This window comes from Alloiococcus sp. CFN-8 (assembly GCF_049943125.1).
Classification (GTDB): domain Bacteria; phylum Bacillota; class Clostridia; order Clostridiales; family Clostridiaceae; genus JAEXZL01.
This window is the reverse complement of sequence record NZ_CP188040.1, coordinates 3,135,039-3,153,896: the sequence shown is the minus strand read 5'-3', so window position 1 is coordinate 3,153,896 and position 18,858 is coordinate 3,135,039. Positions and strand designations below refer to the sequence as shown.

Here is an 18,858-nt window from a genome sequence, read left to right as displayed (position 1 = left end):
AACTTTTCACCTATTAATTTTAGCTATCATATTATATTTAATGAAGACTATACAGGAGTAAATCAAATGAGAGAAATTAAAACTGAAAAACTGACAGTAGAGTTTAGACAAGGGGTTACTCCTACTGCACCTATTATGCCTAGGCGTTATACCCTTACCCATTCTGATATAACAGCACAGCTTTTCTTAACTATAGGGTCAAACTATGCTTATGACAAGATCAATGCAATGAGGGATGAAGTTCTGGGAGAATGGGTTAACCTAAATAATTGTTACTATTATTATGTTTATTTATATATTGATGGCCAATTTATTGATCCTTCAAAAGCTCCCATAAGAAATGAGGTTTTTATCCGTGAACTTCCAAAAGCTCTGAAGGCTATCAGATATGGCGATGATAAATTTTTTAGAGCCTATCCTGAGTTAAATCAGGTGTCAATTTTTGTGTTTTTCAGGTCTTCTACCCCTTGGTTCAATAGAATAGAAAACTGGGGTACATTTTCTGATTATGAGATAGCTGACTCAAAAAGGTACTATGGATATAAATAATCTGCTAAGCTGATAATGCTGGTTTCAAAATTTGAAATCAGTATTTTTTATTGAATATTTTCTATAAAATTTATCACAAATAATTCTACAATCCTAGGATATATAGATAAACTTTAGGAAATAATAAAGGACAAACATATAAATAATATTAAAACCCTCGAAAGGCTTCTGCTATAAATTATATGTAGCAGGATAGGTGCTCATTATGAATATACAATATGTACATGGCGATTGTTTATTTACAAGAATAAATAAAAATATTAAGCAATATGAGTATTTAACAGAAGATATAAGAGCAGAAGTAATAATAATTGGTGGCGGTGTAACCGGTGCAATTTTAGGATACTACTTCAGCAAAAGTAATATACCCTGTGTTATTCTAGAAAAATCAAGAATAGCACATGGGAGCACTAGTATAACCACATCACTACTAGAATACGAGCTTGACAGCAATGCTTTAGATCTTATGAGCTATACAAGTAAAGAGAATATCATAAAATCCTATAAATTAGGTGTAAAAGCCTTAGATGAAATTCAAGAATTTATAGCTAACCATGGAAACAAATGTGACTACAGGAAGGTAGATAGCTTATTATATACCTCAAAGAAAATCGAAAACAAAGTGATGGAGGAGGAGTATTACCTCAGAAAAGAAGCTGGATTACCAGTAGAATTCATTGATGAAGCTAATAATCCCTTTTCCTTCGATTTAAAATCTGGGGTATTAGGCAAAGGTGCAGGAGCTGTAATTGATCCCTATAAATTCACTCATCAATTAATTGAGGAAGGGTGCAAGATGGGATTAAAGGTATACGAAAATACTGAGGTTATAGATATTAAATACTCTGATAATGATGCTACAGTAGAAACTATATACGGATATAAGGTTAAAGGAAAAATCATAATTGTAGCTACAGGCTACAATACAAGTTTTTTCACTAAAAGGGCCTTTGGAACTAAAAGCACAGCATTTAATATAGCAACTAAGCCCATAGCAAACCTAGATGACATATATAAGAACATAGTTATTAAAGATAATAAGGTTCCCTACAATTACTTTAGAGCAACCAATGATAATCGCTTAATAATGGGTGGTGAGGATGTTAACTTCATACCAGATATTTATAATGAGGAGCTCTGTATTAATAGCTATAATAAATTAGAACAGAGGCTTAAAAGCCTATTTCCCCATTTAAAAATTGAAATAGAATATAGATACTGCGGCGCCTTTGCTTCTACCCAAGATAATTTAGGCTTTATAGGAAAAGATCCTGATAACTCTAAGCTCTGGTATTGCTTAGGCTATGGAGCTAATGGAATACTTTTTGCTATACTAGGCGGAATGATGTTAACTAAATTATATTCTGGAGAAGTAGATAAGGATATGAAGCTTTTTAAAGTAGATAGATTTGATAACTAAGCTTACTATATGAGAAACTGGATAAAGGAGAAAATAAATCCATATATTTAAGAGATTTATTTAGTGAAAAATATGTTTAAACCCAAAAGAATAATATTTGAAAAAGGCTCCTTAGATTATGATATGGGCAAGAGAATTTATTCTCTTTTTAAGGATAAGGATAACGTTGAGATAATAAACTTGACCTCTAATAGACTAAAACAGCATATTCCAGGGAATGACTTATTTTCTCAATACAGAGAAGGAAAGAGGACTCTGGTGGTTGGAATAAGAAAGAGCTTAAAGTTTCAATCCTGTAAGCCCTCCGCTCATTATCAGCTCCCCTTGATATCAGGATGCATGGGTCAATGTGAGTACTGCTATTTGAACACTCAGCTTGGTGATAAGCCCTTTGTAAAGGTCCATGTTAATACAGATGATATCTTCAATCAAGCGGATAAATATGTCAAGGAAAGATTGCCCGACATAACAATATTTGAAGGCTCTGCTACCTCCGATCCTCTCCCTGTGGAGTATTGTACTCATTCTCTGGCAAAGGCTATCGAGCATTTTGGTGATAATCCAAAAACTAGATTTAGATTTGTAACTAAATATAATGATGTTGATTCGTTACTAGATTTAGATCACAAAGGTCATACAGAGGTAAGATTTAGCATTAATACCTCTTCTATCATCAACAAATATGAGCATTTCACTGCTTCCAGTGATAAAAGAATAGAAGCTGCTATGAAGGTAGCACAGGCCGGTTATCCTGTGGGCTTTCTAGTTGCACCGGTATTTATTTATCCTAATTGGAAGGAAGAGTATCACGATTTATTATTATCCTTAAGCAGCAAAATTCCAAATAACTTAAGCCACCCTGTAACCTTTGAGGTTATATCTCACAGATATACTACCGTAGCCAAAAATAGAATACTGGAGATCTTCCCCAATACTGAGCTTCCAATGAATGAGGAAGAGCGCAAATTCAAATATGGTCAATTTGGCTACGGTAAATATGTATATCCAAAAGAAAGTCTAAGTGAAATAAAGGAATTTTTTTCACAAGAAATAGAAGACTTATTTAAGGATAAAAGACTTTTGTATATTATTTAAATTTTATCCTATAATATATTCTCATTGCTGTAACTAAAACTCCTATTAGGAACACTATAGTTAATAGAACCATAAGAGCCATCCAAAGGCCGAAGGCATCTTTTATTGTAGAGCTGTTATTTTGCAGATTTGGAACAACAAAGAATAACCATCCTATAAAAACTGTAGGAACAACCTGGGGCAGTAGGCGAAGGTAATATCTCCAAGCAGGATATTTCATACGTCTATTGGCCCATTCCCTGCTTCTTTTCACCCCTCTTATGCCTAGAATCAGGTAAATCACTGTAATTAAACCTAAGGACATATCAATTAGTCTAGGCATTGGACTATTATCTTCTGGTATCCTACCTTCTGTCAACTGGATAATCCCTGAGCTAAGCTCGTAGGAATGTTCTATTGTTGTGGTAAAGCTATTAAGTAGCACCCCTATAGCATATCCACTGGAAGGAACAATATCTAGTTGTGCTTGTACAGTTGATAGTGCTCCACTATGAGATATTCTTGGTGGCTTTACCTCCTTAGAGCTAAGGGACCAGCCGAGACCATATTTAGGACTTCCAGGTTGAGGAGAGTGAGATTCTTCTAGCAATTCTTTTGATATTAATCTTTCTCCATTGTCCATTAATCCTTCATTACTGTGTAAGGCCAGCCACTTTCCTATATCTGACGCTGTGGAAATTATTCCTCCAGCACCAGCAAACATTTGCTCAAGCTCTGACCATGGAAGGGCTGTGCCATAAGCTGTTATGTATCCTTTCGATAGACCCTTAACAGGATCACCTGAGTTTATAGTTGTTAGTGTATCCTTCATTCCTAGTGGAATAAAAATCTTTTCTTTTAGATACTCAGGAAAATCCATTCCACTCACTACTTCTACCAACCGAGCAAGAATCCAATAATTAGCATTGCTATAATAATATTTTTCTCCAGGCTCCCACTGAAGCTTCCAGCTATTCACCCTTTCAATACCTTCCTTTATCGTGTTAGCTGGCTCTATGATTGTGGGATTGGGAATTCCTGAGGTATGGCTTAACAAATGTCTTATTGTAATCTTATCCAATCTATCATCATCCATAGTAAGCTCCGGTAAATATTTTACCACTGGATCATCTAGATTGATTTTTCCTTTCTCTACTAGCTGCAAAACTGAAAATCCAGTGAAGGGCTTCGAGGAAGAACCTATTCTCATTAATGACTTTTCTGTTAGTGCCTTTCCCGCAGAATCATGTCCATATCCTTTTTCGTATATCACCTCTCCATCCTTCACTATTACAATAGCAGCCCCTGGTAGCCCGTTACGTTCCAAATAACTCATTACATATTCATCTATAGCTTCTTTTTCTACAACAGTATCCGCATTAACTGCTGATGGATAAAAAACTAATGAAACTAAATATCCTATCAGTATACTAAGGATATATATTCTTTTTCTCATTTTACCCTCTCCTCTTTTGTCTTAGTTATTGTTGAAGCTTATATTGATGATAAGAAATGAGTCATCAACCATGGCCTCAATTTTACCATTCATTTTTACAACTAAATTTTTTACAATGGCAAGACCCAATCCCGTTGTTTTAGTAGTTCTTGATTTATCCCCAGTGTAAAATCGCATAAATAATTTTTCCGCCTCTTCCTTATCTATATCCGGTGCATAATTTTTAAAAGAAATATTTATGTGTTTTTCTTCCTCTTTTACTGAAATAGCTATACTACCAACACCATGGTTTAAGTAATTTTTTATTAGATTTTGAAAAACTCTTTTTAGTGCATCCTTATCTCCACTTATATATGTTGGCCCCGGAGCTATTTGTATCCTTGGTTCTTCCCCCTTTGAAATAAAATCATAGTAAAATAAAGATATTACCTCTGTAAGGAGAGAGTTCACATTAATCCTTTCAATGTGCAAGGGGTATTCATTCGCTTCAATCCTAGTAAATTCAAAAAATTCATCCAGCATTTGAACAAGGCTTCCTATCCGTCTTCTAATTATATTGTAGTACTCCTTCTTCTTTTCCTTTGAGGTATTCTCTGCCTCCAGCATCTGTACATAACCAGAAATAGATGTAAGAGGAGTCCTTAAATCATGAGATATATTTGTTATCTCTTCCTTAAATTCTCTCTGCGCCTTTGATAGAGAAGTTTTTTCAATTTTATAATGGTTAATTATATAATTCAGCTCATTTGCTAGCTCCTTTATCTCCTTGGATTTTAGCTGAAGATTGATCTTCATATTTGTTTCATTCTCTCTAATGAACTGAAGCTTGCTCACAATGCTTTTAAGCTCACTTTTGTAAAGAAAAATATAGGAGCATAGTACTGCTATGACTAGCAAAAGAATTATAATAATTAACCAAAGCATAAGGTTGCCTCCAATCCTATTTTATATCTAGAATTTTGAATGTCACTCCTCCTATACCTGTAAAGATAATCAGGTAAGATAAGGCTGCTGCAATAGCTAGCTTTAAATCTATTCCTAGAGGATAGGGCACAGCAGTAGGTGAGAAATTAGAAATTAGGAGTATTCTTCCTATATAACCGTTACCTAATAATGAAGCAAAAGATCCTATTATTAAGCTAAAAAATATATTAAATACTAATGCTCCACCAATATTTTTTATTAAAAATGCCGTCATGAGAAATATTGAACCATATGCTGAATATAATAAGCCATGGATTAAAAGCATTCGGAGCAATAAAAGCAAATCTTGAAGAGAAAAAGTACCATATAAGCCAAAAACAAAAATAGCTGTAACAGCTGTAACAAATGCTGAAGAAAGCATCATTAAAATTGATCCCAGAGATACAGTGATTAGCTTAGAAAAATATATTTTCCAGCGGGAAAAGCCTAAGGAAACTGAATCTTTAATGGTTCCGGTGTTGTACTCTTTTGTTATGAGCATTGTGATAAATATACCCTGAAACACTGGCATAAAATATGGCAAAAAGGCTTTTTCTTTAAACATCATATATATCCAATGAATTGTAGAGGGACTAAGCTCTTCTTTCTTGTCTCCTAAGGAACCAATATCTATTCCAATATAAGCCACAATAGCTACCAGAGCCCCTAATGAAATCCAATAGGATTTGCTTCGTCTCAATTTATAAAAATCAGCTCTCAATAAATTAAGCATGCTTATCACCTCCCATGAGCTTCATGAAATACCCTTCTAAGTCATCGCCTCCAGACTCAATAGAATATATTTTAACGTTATTTTTTGCTAGCTCCAGACAGACCTCACCAGACATGTCCAATAAATCATAAATCTTAATTAAATTCTCAGGAAGGACCTGATAATTCTTTGTTTTAAATATATTTTCTAGTACAAAGGTACTCCTAGATACATCACTTACAACAATGCTGAGGTGTTTTCTACATCTCTCTTCCAATTCTTTATCTGTAAACTCCTCCACTAATGCTCCGTTATTGATTACTCCATAGCAGGTTGCAAGCTTTGCTAGCTCTCCTAATATATGACTTGATATTAAAATTGTCATCCCCTGTTCTTCATTAAGCTTTTTTAATAGCATTCTCATTTTAATTATGCCTTCAGGATCTAATCCATTGGTAGGCTCATCCAGTATGAGAAAATCCGGATTTCCCAGGAGTGCAAGAGCTAGTCCCAAGCGCTGCCTCATTCCTAAGGAGAAATTCTTAACCTTTTTCTTACCTGTATTCGATAACTCTACCGTTTCTAATATACTATCTATAATTTTCTTATCAGGGATTCCTATGAGCTTTCCTCGAAGCTCCATATTCTCATAGGCAGTGAATTCTGTATATAAGGCTGGATGCTCAATTATACTTCCAATCCTATTTAACCTGCTATTGAAATTCTTCTCACCTTTTTGTGAAAACAGCTCAATTTCGCCCTTTGTTGGTTTAACAAGTCCTGTAATCATTCTGATCATTGTGGTCTTACCAGCACCATTTCTCCCAATAAAACCGTATATGTCACCCTTTTTAACCCTCATATTCACACTACTAACAGCAATGCTTCTTCCATAATTCTTTGTAAGGTTAAAGGTCTGTAAAATATATTCAGCCATGGTATCACTCTCCTCATCAGCTTATGTGCTTATTATGAGTCACAGGCTATAAGAATCATTAAAGTAAATATTAAGAAAGTCTAAAGTTTATTCTCTCATCTTATAGCCTATTCCCCACACCGTCTGTATATATTCCTCAGATGGATTTACCTTTGCAAGCTTTGAGCGAATATTACTCACATGGACATTTACCGTATTCTCATCTCCAAAAAATTTATCACTCCACACATGCTCGTAAAGATTTCCTTTGGTAAAGACCTTCTTTGGATATTTCATAAGGAGCTCAAGAATCATAAACTCCCTTTTTGTAAGACTTAAAGGAATATCCTTAACCCTTGCAGTATAGTTTTCTATATCAATTGTAATATCCTTATAGGTTATCTCATTAATCTCAACTAGAAGGCTTGGACTCTGTTTATACCTTCTCAGCTGAGCTTCAATTCTTGCTAAAAGCTCATCATTATTAAAAGGCTTTACAATATAATCATCAGCCCCTAACTTTAAGAGATTAACTGTTGAGGTCTTATCACTCTTTGCTGAGAGACCAATAACAGGAATATTACTGTGTTTTCTAATTTGCTGAAGCACCAGCTCACCATTAACCCCAGGAAGCATAAGATCAAGGAGTACTAAATCAATTTCATTATCAAATATCATTAATGCTTCAGTACCGGAATAAGCTGGTTTCGTGTTATATCCATTCTGTTTTAGCAAATCACAAATCATATTACTTATGTCCCTATCATCTTCTATAACTAATATTAAAATTCTATTATTCATTTCTTCTTAACACCTACCCATTGATTTTATCAAAAATTTTAAATATATAGGATTATTTACCATAAGATTATTAGCAGTATTATAGCACATCTTCAAGGGTATCTCGTCTTAAAACCTATTGCGAAATTCCTAGAAATATCAAATAAATAGAAGAAATAATGCTGTTATATATCTCAATCACCTTTTTCTGGCAGATTCTCCTATACCAAGATTAAAGCTAATTTCCATAGCATTAATACATATTTTTATATTCATAGAACCATACTATTAATGAAATTAATATGTGGGAGGTAATACCTATGCCAAAAGCTAAACAATATGTAGATCAAAGCATGACAACAGTACAGCATACAATTACATCATTACAGCAGGCCCTTAGTTCTGCAGAAAAAGCAGATAATAAGGCTAAAATCCAATCAGCAATAGATTCCCTCAATTCCGCAAGTCAACAATTATCTGGCTATAAAGACTAAAACAAAATAGGGGATGTCGCTTTAGTGCGACATCCCCTTTCTTATTAATTCTACTCCCTAACTTGAAAAACACTCTACAAAATCCTTTTATGAATTCCTAAATCAAATAGAATTATTTTGATCGTAATTCTTTATTTTTTTCCCAATCCTCACGTTTTAATATCATATTAAATGAATCTATCATTTCCCCTTGAAATTCTAAATCATCTTTATCAACGCTTTCTAATACAAAACCAGACTTCTCATAAACTCTTTTCCCTCTGTGGTTAAAGGCATATACCCCTAATGTTAATTGCTTAAGGTCCGTATTTAAAAACACATAATCTACAATCAAAGCTGTTGCTTCTGAACCAAAACCCTTATCTCTCCCCTTAGGTCCAATAAGAATTCTATAGTTCATGCTATGCTTTACTTCATCATATTCATTTAATACTACCTCACCTACAACATTATTAGTAAGCTTGTCTACTATTGCTAGATCAAGACGATCTATTTGATCATTTCTTGAACTATACCACTTCATAAGTGAAGCTCTATCAAATTCTCCTTCACTTCCAGTAAACTTTAACACTATAGGATCCTTCAAGCATTCTACTATGGATTCAAAGTCTTCAGAAGAAAAAGGACGAAGTACAACTTTATTACCTATTATAGTAGGCTTATATTTAAAATTTATCATATAATCACTCCACTTCCCAATAAAAGGTATTAGCAGGACTAACAAAGTAAGCTTCCGTTACCATTATGGATTATAAGAGTATCTTCTAAGTACATAGCCTTCAGCTTAATAGTATTGTTAGCTTATTTCTGCAGCATTTATCCTATAATTATAAACTACCCAGCATACCCAAGTATAGCTAATATTTACAATTAATTATATATACTGTATTTTAAATAACCTATGATGCTATACTTTTTATCATTTATTTACTAAAAAAAATTAGCTCACCCTTTTGGTGAGCCTTGCTCAAAACTATATAAGTCAAATGAGACTAAGGTCTAAGCCCTAAGCCTCCTTCTAGAGTTATGGTTTCTCCTGTCATATATTTAAAGTCAGGGTTAGCTAACTGCACACATACACGGCCTATTTCTAGTTCAGGATCAGCAAAATGCCCAGCCGGTGGAGTCTCAACATTTTTTTCATAAGCATCGGGATAAGTATTTTTAAATTTTTCTAGCTGCGCAGTCCAGGCTAGCGGGCAAATTACATTAACATTTATACCAGCAGGAGCCCACTCAATAGCTGCAACACGGCTAAGGCCACGAATACCTTCCTTTGCTGCTGCATAAGAGCTCTGACCATATTTACCGAAAAGACCTGCACCAGAGGCAAAGTTTATCACAGAGCCTTTTGTCTCCTTGAGATAAGGATAGCAGGCTTTCATGTAATAAAAAGTAGCATACAAGCCCGAAAACATTGCTAGATTAAATTGCTCAGTAGTATGGTCTTCCAAAGTCACTCCCGAATAGGAAGCCTGGGCATTGTTAACAAGGACATCAATGCGACCAAAGGCATCCACAGCCTCTTTAATAACCTCCTTAACCACTGCTTCATTATCAGCAGCAGCATTAATATCGGCAGCAGCTGCAATAACCTTTATTCCATACAGTCTCTCCAGCTCTTCTTTTCCTTGAGCAAGCTTTTCTTTATTTCTACCGGTTATAATTAAGTTCGCTCCTTCTTTGGCATATGCTATAGCAATACCATATCCTATGGAACCGCACCGTCCATCACTAAGCACTGCACGACCTGCACCGGTGATAATAGCTGTTTTATTCTTAAGAAAACTCATGATGATACCTCCTGGAAGTCAATTAATTTAGTGTTTAAGTAAAGTATTTACCAAACTTAAAAATTAAATTATAAAATAATTGTCCTCCAAGAACTCAACATATCTTAAGATTTTTATTCGAGGTATTATAGCTGTAATTTTTTAAATAAGCTTAATTGCTCCTGTAACCTCTCACGTAATTCTTTAGGGGCTTCTTTGTTTTTAATATCTTCTCCTAAAAAAAGTATCCAATTAGTCATTTCCAGGATTTCATCGTAATTATCAACATTAATAAAAGTCTTCAGAATAGCTGTGGTTTGATAAGGACTTGTATAGAAAATTGTCACCTTTAAAGGATGGTATTTTTTGAACTGAGCTATAGAAGCTGGACCTAGCTCCATGATCAGGTTCACAGACCTATCCTGCTCTCTTATTTTATCTAAAATTTTTTTCTTACTTAAGCTTCTTTTCCCTGAATAGGTTTTAACATCCTCTATGATGTCTACAGGGATAATCTCTTTTTTTTCTTCCTTTAAATTAAAGCCTTCGATAAACCACAGACCTCTATCTTGATACAGGTGCAGTAGATAAATAATGGATGTCTTTATTATTTTTTCATCATTTATGGTAAGGGATAAATAACTATTTAAGAGAAGTGCTTCTATGAGCTTTTCTACCATGGGATGAGGAAGATCTGATAGCTCTAGTAAATCTGGATTATTGGGATTTGTTCCTTGAAAAAGAAAGATTTTATTTAGAAGAACAAGATCATCTTGGCTGCTTTCTGAAATTAATCCAAGTAGCTTTTCCGCTAAGGATTGACGACTCTTTAGATATGGCAGCTGTTGATTTCTTGTAGCCATAAAGGCAATAAAAAGTGCTTTTATTTCACTATCTGTAAAACGGACCTCCGGTAAGACAGAATTGCGCATAACGAAATACCCCCCATCTCGACCAACTTCAACCACTAGGGGCATTCCCATAGCTTCAATTTCTCTTATGTCCCTAATAGCTGTTGAGCGTGAGATATTAAATTCTCTCATGATTTCTGAAATTGTAAAATGCGAGCGATTGTTTACATACCTCATAATGACATTAATCCGTTCAACTTTTTTCATGATCACCTCTAAATAGTACCACTTTTTGACATTATTTAAAGATATTATATAATCATCAAGTGAAGGATACAAGTCATTTGAAATAAATTAAAGAGGTGGTTTTTAATATGACAAAGTATAACATAGAAGAAAAGGACAGCTTTACTGTACTAGGTATAGGTACTGAGCTTAAGAGTGATTATACTGACTCTCTTGGGATAGACAAGGAAAAATCAGAGTTTTGGCAAACTATCAGCCAGGATGGTACCCTTGAAAAATTAAAAGCCATAGCTACAAATGACTATATTTTCGCAGTGAATGAAGCAGTTAATAACAAGATGATGCATTATGCTGGAGTTATGACAAAATCATCCTTGCCTGAAGCAATTAGAAACATACAGTTTCCTGAAGGGGAATACATTGTTGTTAAGGGAGAAGCTTCTACAGCTTATGAGCTCTTTAAAAAGCTTACGGATTTAACCTTTGGAGAGATTCTCTATGAAGTAGAAAGCTATGCCTATGTTGGTGGCCCAAACACTGCAGTCGTTACAGGAAAGAAAGACAGCTTGTTTACCGGTGAAATGTGGATTCCTGTAGTTAGAATATAGCTATAATTGGGGAGAAAACAGTCCCTTCCAATAGAAATACATTAAATTGTATTTTAGAAACCTATCAGGAGGAAACAATATGGAGATATTTAAAGAGTTTCTACAAAAGCTTGGAGATCCTAATCAACAAAAAAGAATGGAAGAGCTTCTAAGTTGGGTTAACAGGAATTTCCCAAGTTTAGAGCCTGTGGTTAAGTGGAACCAACCAATGTTTTCAGACCACGGTACATACATTATAGGTTTTAGTGTTTCTAAACAGCATATTGCCGTAGCCCCTGAATATGCAGGGATAAATCATTTTGCTGATGCTATAGAAAAAGCTGGGTATGATCACACAAAAGGGTTATTTCGTATCAGGTGGGATCAGAGTGTTGATTATCAATTACTACATCAAATCATTGAATTCAATATACTGGACAAGTCTCACTGCTCAACTTTTTGGCGATAATATACAGTGTAAATTTATCTATGCTCAAAACATAATTTAGACTCTATATAAAAATAAAGATTGCTACAGGATAAGGTATCCTGTAGCAATCTTTATTTTAAAATAACCGAATAAATTTTATAAGTATATATATAATCCTTTAAAAAAAGCGTCTTAAATATTTGCTTTACTAAAATACTCCTTTGTAGTTTTGGTACGGAATAATAGATAGACAAAATAAATCGCTGTTATTATAGCATTAACTATAATTATTTCTATATGAGTATTGCCCACCAAGGATATAGTGGCAAGGAAATTATACAATATATGAGCAATAATACATATTGTCAGATTATTGCTAGCTAGCACAACTATCATAAACATAAAACCTACCACAAGGGAATTTAGTATCTGAAGCACCGTATCCATTCCTGATTGATTAATTGCTACCATACTCATTATATGGCCAATTGCAAAGGTAAAGGATATAAAAGCAACCACTACAAAACGGTTCCATTTCTTCAGCAACGCTTTGAACATAAGTCCTCTAAATATTATTTCCTCCATAAAGCCTACACCAATATACATGGCTAGTATAAGGATAATTTCGCCTACTTTGAATGAAGTATTAATGCCATAAAATAAATTTAAAAAGGGAAGTGAAAGTAAAGGAATATAATAAAGCATTGAAGAGCTTTTTTCTGTTGCCTTAGTGAGCAATCCAATATCTTCTGCAATTCCTGTTCTTTTCAGATAATAATAGCATATTACTGAAATTATCAAATTAGGTATAGCAGTTATCATATTATAGTCAATGTCCATTGCACTAGCGATGTTACCAGTGATTGTGTTAACTATGAGATATATCCCCAACCAAATAAGTGAATGCTTAACAGCATCCTTTTCATATAACTTTTTTAACAATTTTTATCCCCCTATTCTGCAAAATATTAGCCCAATAGCATGACAAAAATGTAACGCTATCTGCTTTGCACCTTAACATCATTATACTACATATTATGTAAAATATGTAATTTTATTCTAATTAAATTTTCTCTAGAATATTCAGTCTGTAGGAATATCTATTGGTATCGAATTTTATCAAAAACCATAGAAACCTTTAACCTATCTAATCCTTTAAAACATCATAACGAAGCTCCACAAATTGATTAAATCTATTTATGCTTTTTAATCTTAAAAGTGTTTCGAAATCATTTTTCTTGAACAGGGAAATACCATCTCCTAATAAAACAGGAGCTATAGTAACTATAATTTCATCAACTAATTTTTCTTTAATGAAGCTAGAAATTAACTGACTTCCTCCCATGAGCCATATATTCTTTCCACCCTTATTCTTCAATTTCTTGGAAAGTTCAGAAACATCTTCACTGGTGAAGGTTACATATTTATCATCTTTTTTTACTGTCCTAGAATAAATGTAACATTCCTTATCTTTATAAGTAAAAACCTCTTCATGTTCCACAATCCAGTCATAGGTAGTTCTTCCCATTATAATGGTGTCGATAGTATTATAGAATTCCGATGTTCCATTATCACCTTCACCCTCAACCTTAAAAAGCCAATCCAGATTATGATCCTTTGTTGCTATATATCCATCTAAGGTTGAAGCAATAAACAATACTAACTTACGTTGTTCCATAAACCACCACTCCTTTAAATTAATTATTCTTAAATAAAGGATACCATAGATTATTGACATCTATATGTCAACAATTTATACTAGTAAAAAAATAACTTAAAAGGATATTATTATGAAAATAGATCGTCTGATATCGATAACAATGCTGCTACTGCAGCGAAAAAACATTACAGCCTTAGAACTTTCAAAGATTTTTGAAGTGTCCACTCGAACTATTTATCGTGACATTGAGACCATTAATCAAGCTGGTATTCCAATTATAACTACTACAGGCCCTTCTGGTGGTATTGGGATAATGGAGGAATATCGCGTTGATAAGCGCTTGTTCACAGTACCTGACCTTACATCTCTACTCATAGGATTAGAAGGCTTCCACAGCATTTTATCTGATAGTGATGTTAAAAATACAATCGCTAAAATTAAAGGATTGGTTCCGGAGGAACAGCTAGAGGAATTTGAGCAAAAAGCTAATGAAATAGTTTTAGATATGTCCCCTTGGATAGACGACAGTAGGCATGAAGGGTATTTTAACATATTTAAGAAGGCTATTGCAGAAAGACAAATACTTATAATTGAATATAAAGATCATAAAGGAAGCTCAACTATAAGAGAGATAGAGCCGTACCGCTTGCTCAACAAAAATAAGGTTTGGTACTTACAAGGGTATTGCTTATTAAGAAAAGAACTGCGCACATTTCGTTTTTATAGAATTGAAAAGGTTTCGGAAACATATAGGACCTTTGAGCCACGTGAAATTGATTTTTCAAAGCTTAATGAAAGCTTTTATAAGACAGCACCAAAGGTAGAAGTTACACTTCTCTTTCATGAAGACAACAAGACGGACATAATAGGCTATTGTGGCGATGGTGTAATTGAAAGTTTAAAGGATGGATATTACACGGCAAAGGTTACCATAATGGATAATGAGGACGGCTATAAAAGCATTTTTCAATTTGGCGATAAGTGTGAATGTATAGCACCAAAGCATGTAAGGGATTATATAGGAAGCTTGTCTGCGAGTATTGCAAAGCTATATGTAGAGTAACTTTACCTTTCCACTTAATTTGCTAAGTATATATTATTAAAAAAATATAAAACTAATACTGATATGGAGGTGTTAGATTATGAGTAGAAGGCCACTAGTTCCAGAAGCCAAGGAAGAGCTGGATAAGATTAAAACAGAATATGCCAATGAATTTGGTCTGAAGCTTAATGATGAATATAAGGGAAATAAAAGCTCAAGATCGAACGGCCATATTGGAGGTCCTATTGGTGGAAATATGACTAAGATGATGGTTGAGGAATTTGAAAGGAAATTGGTAGATAAATAGCTTTTCTTGATTTAACTAAGGGTGCCTAACAAGGGCACCCTTCTAATCATAAATGAATTTTGAGAAAATACAGGACATGAAATATCAAGTTACCTACAACCTGAATCTGAATCCTTGTCACAAGGTGGATAAGGTTTTTCTCTCGGATAACCCGTTTGAATAAATATCACCTTATTAATCTAACCCTTTTCCTTCATAAGCTATTTGTAAAGCTTCCAAGTCAAATTTTTTCATATTCAAGAAGGCTTCGGTTAACCTGCTTATTTGTTCCTTGGTTCCTGAGCTTAGCATTTCATCCATTTTAGTAGGTACAACCTGCCATGATACTCCGAACTTATCCTTTAACCATCCACATTCTTCTGCTTCAGACACCGCAGAAAGCTTCTCCCATATGCTGACAGTATTATCATTTCTTTTTAGTTTTACGTTCAGGAAGCTCTGGAAACATATAATCTATAAGTTGCTTAGTTGATCCAATCCATCCTTAGATGTTAGTAATTCAAGATTATTGAACATCTTCTCATCATCCCAGTTCCACCAATGAAGCTCAAGTAAAAATTCAATTTTTTCATCACTAAAGCGTTTTTTAATAAATTTTGCTGGATTTCCTCCATAAATGGTATATGGCTCAATGTTTTTCACTACAGTAGAGTTGGCAGCGATAATAGCTCCATCACCAACCTTAACTCCTGGCATAATAGTAACATTTTTACCTATCCACACATCATTACCTATCACAGTGTCTCCCTTGAAAGGCAATTGTTCTGCTGTTGGTGTGACCTTTTCCCAGCCAGCTCCAAAGATATTAAATTGATAGGTTGTAACACCCTCTGCAATTGCGCAGAACTTTCCTATTATTAGCTTATCCCCTAAAAATTCATAATGATGCTCTATATTATCATAAAACTTCTCAGGAGACTTTTTATTATCACTATAATAAGTATAATCCCCAATTTCTACATTAGGCCTACTAGGCAAATTACTTATATAACAAACGGTTTTTATGTTCTCATTTGGATATAATTTTTTCTTATCTGGTCCTATCATTAAATTTATCTCCCATTCCTTTTCTACTATAATTTCAATCTGTTATATTTTTATGGAAAAAGCATAGCACTTAATAGATTAACAACTCACCCAAAACCCATATCAATTTATCTTAAAGCATCTAGCCTTTTCGCTCTCTCAAAAGCAATGGCAAGAAATTCCCTTGATTCCTTTATATGCTCATAACCCATATTCATAATTTCCAGTGCAGTGGGACCTTTATAATTAATATGTGTAAGCTTTTTCATCACAAGCTCCCAATTAATATTACCATCAAAAGGCATACGGTGTTGGTCAGCGCTTTCATCATTATCATGAAGATGTATGGCCATCAATCTATCTCCATACATTGATAGTAGATCGGTATTTTTAGAGCGATAATTTTGATGACCACTATCAAAACAAAAACCTAATCTACTTGAATGGATATTATCAAATACCTTTCCTAGATTTTCAATATTTCTCAGGTTTTCAAGAGCCACGTTCACTCCTAGTTGTTCAGCCCTCTCAGTTATTTTTCTTATTCTATTTATGCCAAGGATATTTGCTTTAGGTGGGCACTCACCACTGGTAATGTGGACAATCATAGTGGGAATTTCATATTCATTACAATCATCAACACATTGCATTAAATAATCCGTAATCTCATTACCGCTCAAATTATCCATCCACAAATCATTTATATTATCAAAGGATGTATGAATGTTCTCAACAAACAAACCTTCTTGTCTTGCCAGTTCAGCGTTATGCTTATAGTCAACATTACCGAACTCATCACTCCAATAAAGCAAAACTCCGTCAAATCCCGCTTGTTTAATTAGCTCATAGCGCTTCTGATGTGGAGCCTCATACCCAAACCAATCAAAAATAGTAATCATACTGCTCTCCATTTCTGTATATTTTGTAGATTTACAGTCTTAATATAAAACAAGATCTAGAACAACTACTTAAAGCATATTCCATATTATTACAAAAATAACATACTGATTGTGATATATCAATACTTATAAAAAAAGTTATAAAATAAGCCTACAGATAATATCCTCTGCAAGCCATCTTATATTTACTTTATTACTTTCATACATAGATACACTAAGTCAGTGCTTAAACTCCACAACAAGCTACATGAACTTTAAATCCATATTTTCCTCTGTATTCTTGTTTAATTCCATAAGGTGCTCTCGTATGTATCCTTACAATACCTTTCTATCATCTAAGTTCATTTCTAATTTGCTCTTTCCATACCCTACAGTTATTTTTTTGTCCGTTGGGTTGTCTTATGCTTTGCTCCTTTATTGTCATAGGTAATCCACTCACCAATGGGTTCTCCCTTTTCAAAATATCCTGAACGTTTAATCGTGCCATCCGGTCGATACCATTCCCAATAACCTTCAGGTTGACCATTTATCATCTTACCTTTTGACCAAGGAGTGGTCCCATTTGCATGGTATTTGATTGTATATCCATCAATTACTTCCATTTTCTTTTCTTTAACACCATTAGAATGAATCAAGTCACATTTTTCATTATCCATCTCAGTCATCCCTCCTTCTTTGGTAAACATGAATATTACTATTCTTTTTTCTTCATCAACTTATTATCTTTAAATGTCTCCGAATACTCCAACCTTCCATTCTTATCATACCTCACCCAGGTTCCATCTTTTTTGTCATTTATAAAATTGCCAACTTGCCATAATTGACCTGTTTCTCGATAGAACCTCCATTCACCTTGCATTTGATTATTATCAAGTATACCTTCGGCTTTTATCTTACCGTTCTTAAAAAAATATGTCATCTTGTTTCCGATTAACTCATATGTCTTTTGGCCATTTGCATATTCTTTATTTTTCAACATAAATACCTCCACATCCTCACTAAACTTCTTTCAGAAAAAATTCAAGCAGTCAAAATATATTTATGCTAAGCTTTTATTTCTTGATAGAAACCATCCCATAGACATAATAATGTCTTACCTATATCCTCATTGCTTCCTCTAAAGATACTATGCATTTCAACTCCGCTGGAGGTGTTTATGAACATGTTTGCTATTTGTTCATCACTCATAGGGGAATCAATCTCACCTTTTTGCCTCGCAGCTTGAATGATATTCATCCAACTGATTAGTTGAACTCCCTTAGACTTCTGCAATCTTTCCTGAAAATCGGGAAAAAGTTTTATGGCGTCAAAAATTAGAGAAATATAATTAAAACTAGGGGCGCTACCTTCTCCACTCATATTATTTTCCTTTAAATTCTCTACATAATAATTAATATAGTCGATGTAAAAATGGTACAGTGATTCCTTATTAAATCGATCATAAGGAACATCCAGCACAGAAGAAAAGACATTATTGACCAGTTCGAGAAAAAGCTGTTCTTTGCTAGTGAAATAGTGGTAAAAGGCACCCTTAGAAAGTCCTGTTTCTTCTACAATCTCTTTTAGAGTAACTTCTTTAAAACTCTTTTGCAAAAAAAGTTTAAACGTAACATTTAAAATATGCTCCTTTGTATTTTTCACGTTACACCTCCTTTTCTCTCGATTCTACTTGAT

At 33.9% G+C, this 18,858-nt stretch carries 24 protein-coding genes; 8 read left to right on the top strand and 16 right to left on the bottom strand.

Annotated features, from left to right (window positions below; all coding sequences use genetic code 11):
- The first annotated feature begins 66 nt into the window (after positions 1-66).
- The 3 genes from ACPWSR_RS14800 (at position 67) to splB (ending at position 3,064) form a co-directional block, all read left to right on the top strand.
- The gene (locus ACPWSR_RS14800) at positions 67-549 is read left to right on the top strand and encodes a staygreen family protein (RefSeq protein ID WP_426348999.1); all 483 of its coding nucleotides are present in this window, start codon (positions 67-69) and stop codon (positions 547-549) included.
- A gap of 205 nt (positions 550-754) precedes the next feature.
- On the top strand, positions 755-1,969 hold the full coding sequence (locus ACPWSR_RS14795) for an NAD(P)/FAD-dependent oxidoreductase (protein WP_426348998.1): 1,215 nt from the start codon (positions 755-757) through the stop codon (positions 1,967-1,969).
- 72 nt (positions 1,970-2,041) lie between these two features.
- Entirely contained in the window at positions 2,042-3,064 is a 1,023-nt protein-coding gene (gene splB / locus ACPWSR_RS14790; RefSeq protein ID WP_426351395.1) for a spore photoproduct lyase, read from the top strand.
- Here the strand turns inward: splB and ACPWSR_RS14785 are convergent.
- The 5 genes from ACPWSR_RS14785 to ACPWSR_RS14765 all read right to left on the bottom strand — a co-directional run bounded on the left by ACPWSR_RS14785 (position 3,057) and on the right by ACPWSR_RS14765 (position 7,891).
- Positions 3,057-4,499, bottom strand: a complete 1,443-nt coding sequence (locus tag ACPWSR_RS14785) for a serine hydrolase domain-containing protein (RefSeq protein WP_426348997.1) — start codon at positions 4,497-4,499, stop codon at positions 3,057-3,059. The genes splB and ACPWSR_RS14785 overlap by 8 nt on opposite strands.
- Before the next feature lie 21 nt (positions 4,500-4,520).
- A complete protein-coding gene (locus ACPWSR_RS14780) occupies positions 4,521-5,423 on the bottom strand; it encodes a sensor histidine kinase (protein WP_426348996.1) in 903 nt (300 codons plus the stop codon).
- Between the two features lie 16 nt (positions 5,424-5,439).
- Entirely contained in the window at positions 5,440-6,195 is a 756-nt protein-coding gene (locus ACPWSR_RS14775; protein ID WP_426348995.1) for an ABC transporter permease, read from the bottom strand.
- Positions 6,188-7,111 (bottom strand): ATP-binding cassette domain-containing protein, encoded by a 924-nt coding sequence (locus tag ACPWSR_RS14770; RefSeq protein ID WP_426348994.1) that lies wholly within the window; start codon positions 7,109-7,111, stop codon positions 6,188-6,190. The genes ACPWSR_RS14775 and ACPWSR_RS14770 overlap by 8 nt, the downstream gene beginning before the upstream one ends.
- A gap of 87 nt (positions 7,112-7,198) precedes the next feature.
- Positions 7,199-7,891: a response regulator transcription factor gene (locus tag ACPWSR_RS14765; protein WP_426348993.1), complete on the bottom strand. Its 693-nt coding sequence runs from the start codon at positions 7,889-7,891 to the stop codon at positions 7,199-7,201.
- Positions 7,892-8,190: 299 nt separating this feature from the next.
- On the opposite strand from ACPWSR_RS14765, the gene ACPWSR_RS14760 reads away from it, so the two are divergent.
- On the top strand, positions 8,191-8,364 hold the full coding sequence (locus ACPWSR_RS14760) for a hypothetical protein (protein WP_426348992.1): 174 nt from the start codon (positions 8,191-8,193) through the stop codon (positions 8,362-8,364).
- 112 nt (positions 8,365-8,476) lie between these two features.
- Here ACPWSR_RS14760 and ACPWSR_RS14755 read toward each other — a convergent pair whose 3' ends face one another.
- The 3 genes from ACPWSR_RS14755 to ACPWSR_RS14745 form a co-directional block, all read right to left on the bottom strand.
- Positions 8,477-9,043, bottom strand: a complete 567-nt coding sequence (locus ACPWSR_RS14755; RefSeq protein ID WP_426348991.1) for a GNAT family N-acetyltransferase — start codon at positions 9,041-9,043, stop codon at positions 8,477-8,479.
- A gap of 313 nt (positions 9,044-9,356) precedes the next feature.
- On the bottom strand, positions 9,357-10,157 hold the full coding sequence (locus tag ACPWSR_RS14750) for an SDR family NAD(P)-dependent oxidoreductase (RefSeq protein WP_426348990.1): 801 nt from the start codon (positions 10,155-10,157) through the stop codon (positions 9,357-9,359).
- A 125-nt stretch (positions 10,158-10,282) separates the two neighbouring features.
- Positions 10,283-11,254, bottom strand: coding sequence for a helix-turn-helix transcriptional regulator (locus tag ACPWSR_RS14745; protein ID WP_426348989.1), 972 nt, complete (start codon positions 11,252-11,254; stop codon positions 10,283-10,285).
- Between the two features lie 107 nt (positions 11,255-11,361).
- Here ACPWSR_RS14745 and ACPWSR_RS14740 point away from each other — a divergent pair, with 107 nt between their 5' ends.
- Complete coding sequence (locus ACPWSR_RS14740; RefSeq protein WP_426348988.1) at positions 11,362-11,841, top strand: GyrI-like domain-containing protein; 480 nt, start codon at positions 11,362-11,364, stop codon at positions 11,839-11,841.
- A gap of 79 nt (positions 11,842-11,920) precedes the next feature.
- Complete coding sequence (locus ACPWSR_RS14735) at positions 11,921-12,289, top strand: iron chaperone (protein WP_426348987.1); 369 nt, start codon at positions 11,921-11,923, stop codon at positions 12,287-12,289.
- Positions 12,290-12,442: 153 nt separating this feature from the next.
- Here the strand turns inward: ACPWSR_RS14735 and ACPWSR_RS14730 are convergent, their stop codons facing one another.
- Together ACPWSR_RS14730 and ACPWSR_RS14725 are read right to left on the bottom strand one after the other, a co-directional pair.
- Complete coding sequence (locus ACPWSR_RS14730; protein WP_426348986.1) at positions 12,443-13,192, bottom strand: CPBP family intramembrane glutamic endopeptidase; 750 nt, start codon at positions 13,190-13,192, stop codon at positions 12,443-12,445.
- 205 nt (positions 13,193-13,397) lie between these two features.
- Positions 13,398-13,928 (bottom strand): dihydrofolate reductase family protein, encoded by a 531-nt coding sequence (locus tag ACPWSR_RS14725; RefSeq protein WP_426348985.1) that lies wholly within the window; start codon positions 13,926-13,928, stop codon positions 13,398-13,400.
- Between the two features lie 112 nt (positions 13,929-14,040).
- Between ACPWSR_RS14725 and ACPWSR_RS14720 the strand changes: the two genes are divergently transcribed.
- Both ACPWSR_RS14720 and ACPWSR_RS14715 read left to right on the top strand, forming a co-directional pair.
- Complete coding sequence (locus tag ACPWSR_RS14720; RefSeq protein WP_426348984.1) at positions 14,041-14,973, top strand: helix-turn-helix transcriptional regulator; 933 nt, start codon at positions 14,041-14,043, stop codon at positions 14,971-14,973.
- A 79-nt stretch (positions 14,974-15,052) separates the two neighbouring features.
- Entirely contained in the window at positions 15,053-15,259 is a 207-nt protein-coding gene (locus tag ACPWSR_RS14715) for an alpha/beta-type small acid-soluble spore protein (protein WP_426348983.1), read from the top strand.
- Positions 15,260-15,433: 174 nt separating this feature from the next.
- Here the strand turns inward: ACPWSR_RS14715 and ACPWSR_RS14710 are convergent, their stop codons facing one another.
- The 6 genes from ACPWSR_RS14710 to ACPWSR_RS14685 all read right to left on the bottom strand — a co-directional run bounded on the left by ACPWSR_RS14710 (position 15,434) and on the right by ACPWSR_RS14685 (position 18,825).
- Positions 15,434-15,652 carry a VOC family protein gene (locus ACPWSR_RS14710; RefSeq protein ID WP_426351394.1) on the bottom strand — a complete coding sequence of 73 codons (219 nt, stop codon included), beginning with the start codon at positions 15,650-15,652 and terminating at the stop codon, positions 15,434-15,436.
- Between the two features lie 60 nt (positions 15,653-15,712).
- The gene (locus ACPWSR_RS14705; protein ID WP_426348982.1) at positions 15,713-16,306 is read right to left on the bottom strand and encodes a CatB-related O-acetyltransferase; all 594 of its coding nucleotides are present in this window, start codon (positions 16,304-16,306) and stop codon (positions 15,713-15,715) included.
- Between the two features lie 107 nt (positions 16,307-16,413).
- Positions 16,414-17,184 carry a sugar phosphate isomerase/epimerase family protein gene (locus ACPWSR_RS14700; RefSeq protein ID WP_426348981.1) on the bottom strand — a complete coding sequence of 257 codons (771 nt, stop codon included), beginning with the start codon at positions 17,182-17,184 and terminating at the stop codon, positions 16,414-16,416.
- A 374-nt stretch (positions 17,185-17,558) separates the two neighbouring features.
- Positions 17,559-17,840: a hypothetical protein gene (locus ACPWSR_RS14695; RefSeq protein WP_426348980.1), complete on the bottom strand. Its 282-nt coding sequence runs from the start codon at positions 17,838-17,840 to the stop codon at positions 17,559-17,561.
- A 38-nt stretch (positions 17,841-17,878) separates the two neighbouring features.
- Positions 17,879-18,163, bottom strand: a complete 285-nt coding sequence (locus ACPWSR_RS14690) for a toxin-antitoxin system YwqK family antitoxin (RefSeq protein WP_426348979.1) — start codon at positions 18,161-18,163, stop codon at positions 17,879-17,881.
- Between the two features lie 65 nt (positions 18,164-18,228).
- The gene (locus ACPWSR_RS14685; protein ID WP_426348978.1) at positions 18,229-18,825 is read right to left on the bottom strand and encodes a TetR/AcrR family transcriptional regulator; all 597 of its coding nucleotides are present in this window, start codon (positions 18,823-18,825) and stop codon (positions 18,229-18,231) included.
- Positions 18,826-18,858: the final 33 nt, after the last annotated feature.

What these genes read in the sequence shown, in the direction of transcription:
- ACPWSR_RS14715 (WP_426348983.1), top strand. Translation starts at nt 15,053, where the DNA reads ATGAGTAGAAGGCCACTAGTTCCAGAAGCCAAGGAAGAGCTGGATAAG.
- ACPWSR_RS14735 (WP_426348987.1), top strand. Translation starts at nt 11,921, where the DNA reads ATGGAGATATTTAAAGAGTTTCTACAAAAGCTTGGAGATCCTAATCAA.
- ACPWSR_RS14770 (WP_426348994.1), bottom strand. Translation starts at nt 7,111, where the DNA reads ATGGCTGAATATATTTTACAGACCTTTAACCTTACAAAGAATTATGGA.
- ACPWSR_RS14695 (WP_426348980.1), bottom strand. Translation starts at nt 17,840, where the DNA reads ATGGATAATGAAAAATGTGACTTGATTCATTCTAATGGTGTTAAAGAA.
- ACPWSR_RS14760 (WP_426348992.1), top strand. Translation starts at nt 8,191, where the DNA reads ATGCCAAAAGCTAAACAATATGTAGATCAAAGCATGACAACAGTACAG.
- ACPWSR_RS14720 (WP_426348984.1), top strand. Translation starts at nt 14,041, where the DNA reads ATGAAAATAGATCGTCTGATATCGATAACAATGCTGCTACTGCAGCGA.
- ACPWSR_RS14740 (WP_426348988.1), top strand. Translation starts at nt 11,362, where the DNA reads ATGACAAAGTATAACATAGAAGAAAAGGACAGCTTTACTGTACTAGGT.
- ACPWSR_RS14775 (WP_426348995.1), bottom strand. Translation starts at nt 6,195, where the DNA reads ATGCTTAATTTATTGAGAGCTGATTTTTATAAATTGAGACGAAGCAAA.
- ACPWSR_RS14750 (WP_426348990.1), bottom strand. Translation starts at nt 10,157, where the DNA reads ATGAGTTTTCTTAAGAATAAAACAGCTATTATCACCGGTGCAGGTCGT.
- ACPWSR_RS14765 (WP_426348993.1), bottom strand. Translation starts at nt 7,891, where the DNA reads ATGAATAATAGAATTTTAATATTAGTTATAGAAGATGATAGGGACATA.
- ACPWSR_RS14745 (WP_426348989.1), bottom strand. Translation starts at nt 11,254, where the DNA reads ATGAAAAAAGTTGAACGGATTAATGTCATTATGAGGTATGTAAACAAT.
- ACPWSR_RS14705 (WP_426348982.1), bottom strand. Translation starts at nt 16,306, where the DNA reads ATGATAGGACCAGATAAGAAAAAATTATATCCAAATGAGAACATAAAA.
- ACPWSR_RS14800 (WP_426348999.1), top strand. Translation starts at nt 67, where the DNA reads ATGAGAGAAATTAAAACTGAAAAACTGACAGTAGAGTTTAGACAAGGG.
- ACPWSR_RS14700 (WP_426348981.1), bottom strand. Translation starts at nt 17,184, where the DNA reads ATGATTACTATTTTTGATTGGTTTGGGTATGAGGCTCCACATCAGAAG.
- ACPWSR_RS14725 (WP_426348985.1), bottom strand. Translation starts at nt 13,928, where the DNA reads ATGGAACAACGTAAGTTAGTATTGTTTATTGCTTCAACCTTAGATGGA.
- ACPWSR_RS14690 (WP_426348979.1), bottom strand. Translation starts at nt 18,163, where the DNA reads ATGTTGAAAAATAAAGAATATGCAAATGGCCAAAAGACATATGAGTTA.
- ACPWSR_RS14755 (WP_426348991.1), bottom strand. Translation starts at nt 9,043, where the DNA reads ATGATAAATTTTAAATATAAGCCTACTATAATAGGTAATAAAGTTGTA.
- splB (WP_426351395.1), top strand. Translation starts at nt 2,042, where the DNA reads ATGTTTAAACCCAAAAGAATAATATTTGAAAAAGGCTCCTTAGATTAT.
- ACPWSR_RS14785 (WP_426348997.1), bottom strand. Translation starts at nt 4,499, where the DNA reads ATGAGAAAAAGAATATATATCCTTAGTATACTGATAGGATATTTAGTT.
- ACPWSR_RS14780 (WP_426348996.1), bottom strand. Translation starts at nt 5,423, where the DNA reads ATGCTTTGGTTAATTATTATAATTCTTTTGCTAGTCATAGCAGTACTA.
- ACPWSR_RS14795 (WP_426348998.1), top strand. Translation starts at nt 755, where the DNA reads ATGAATATACAATATGTACATGGCGATTGTTTATTTACAAGAATAAAT.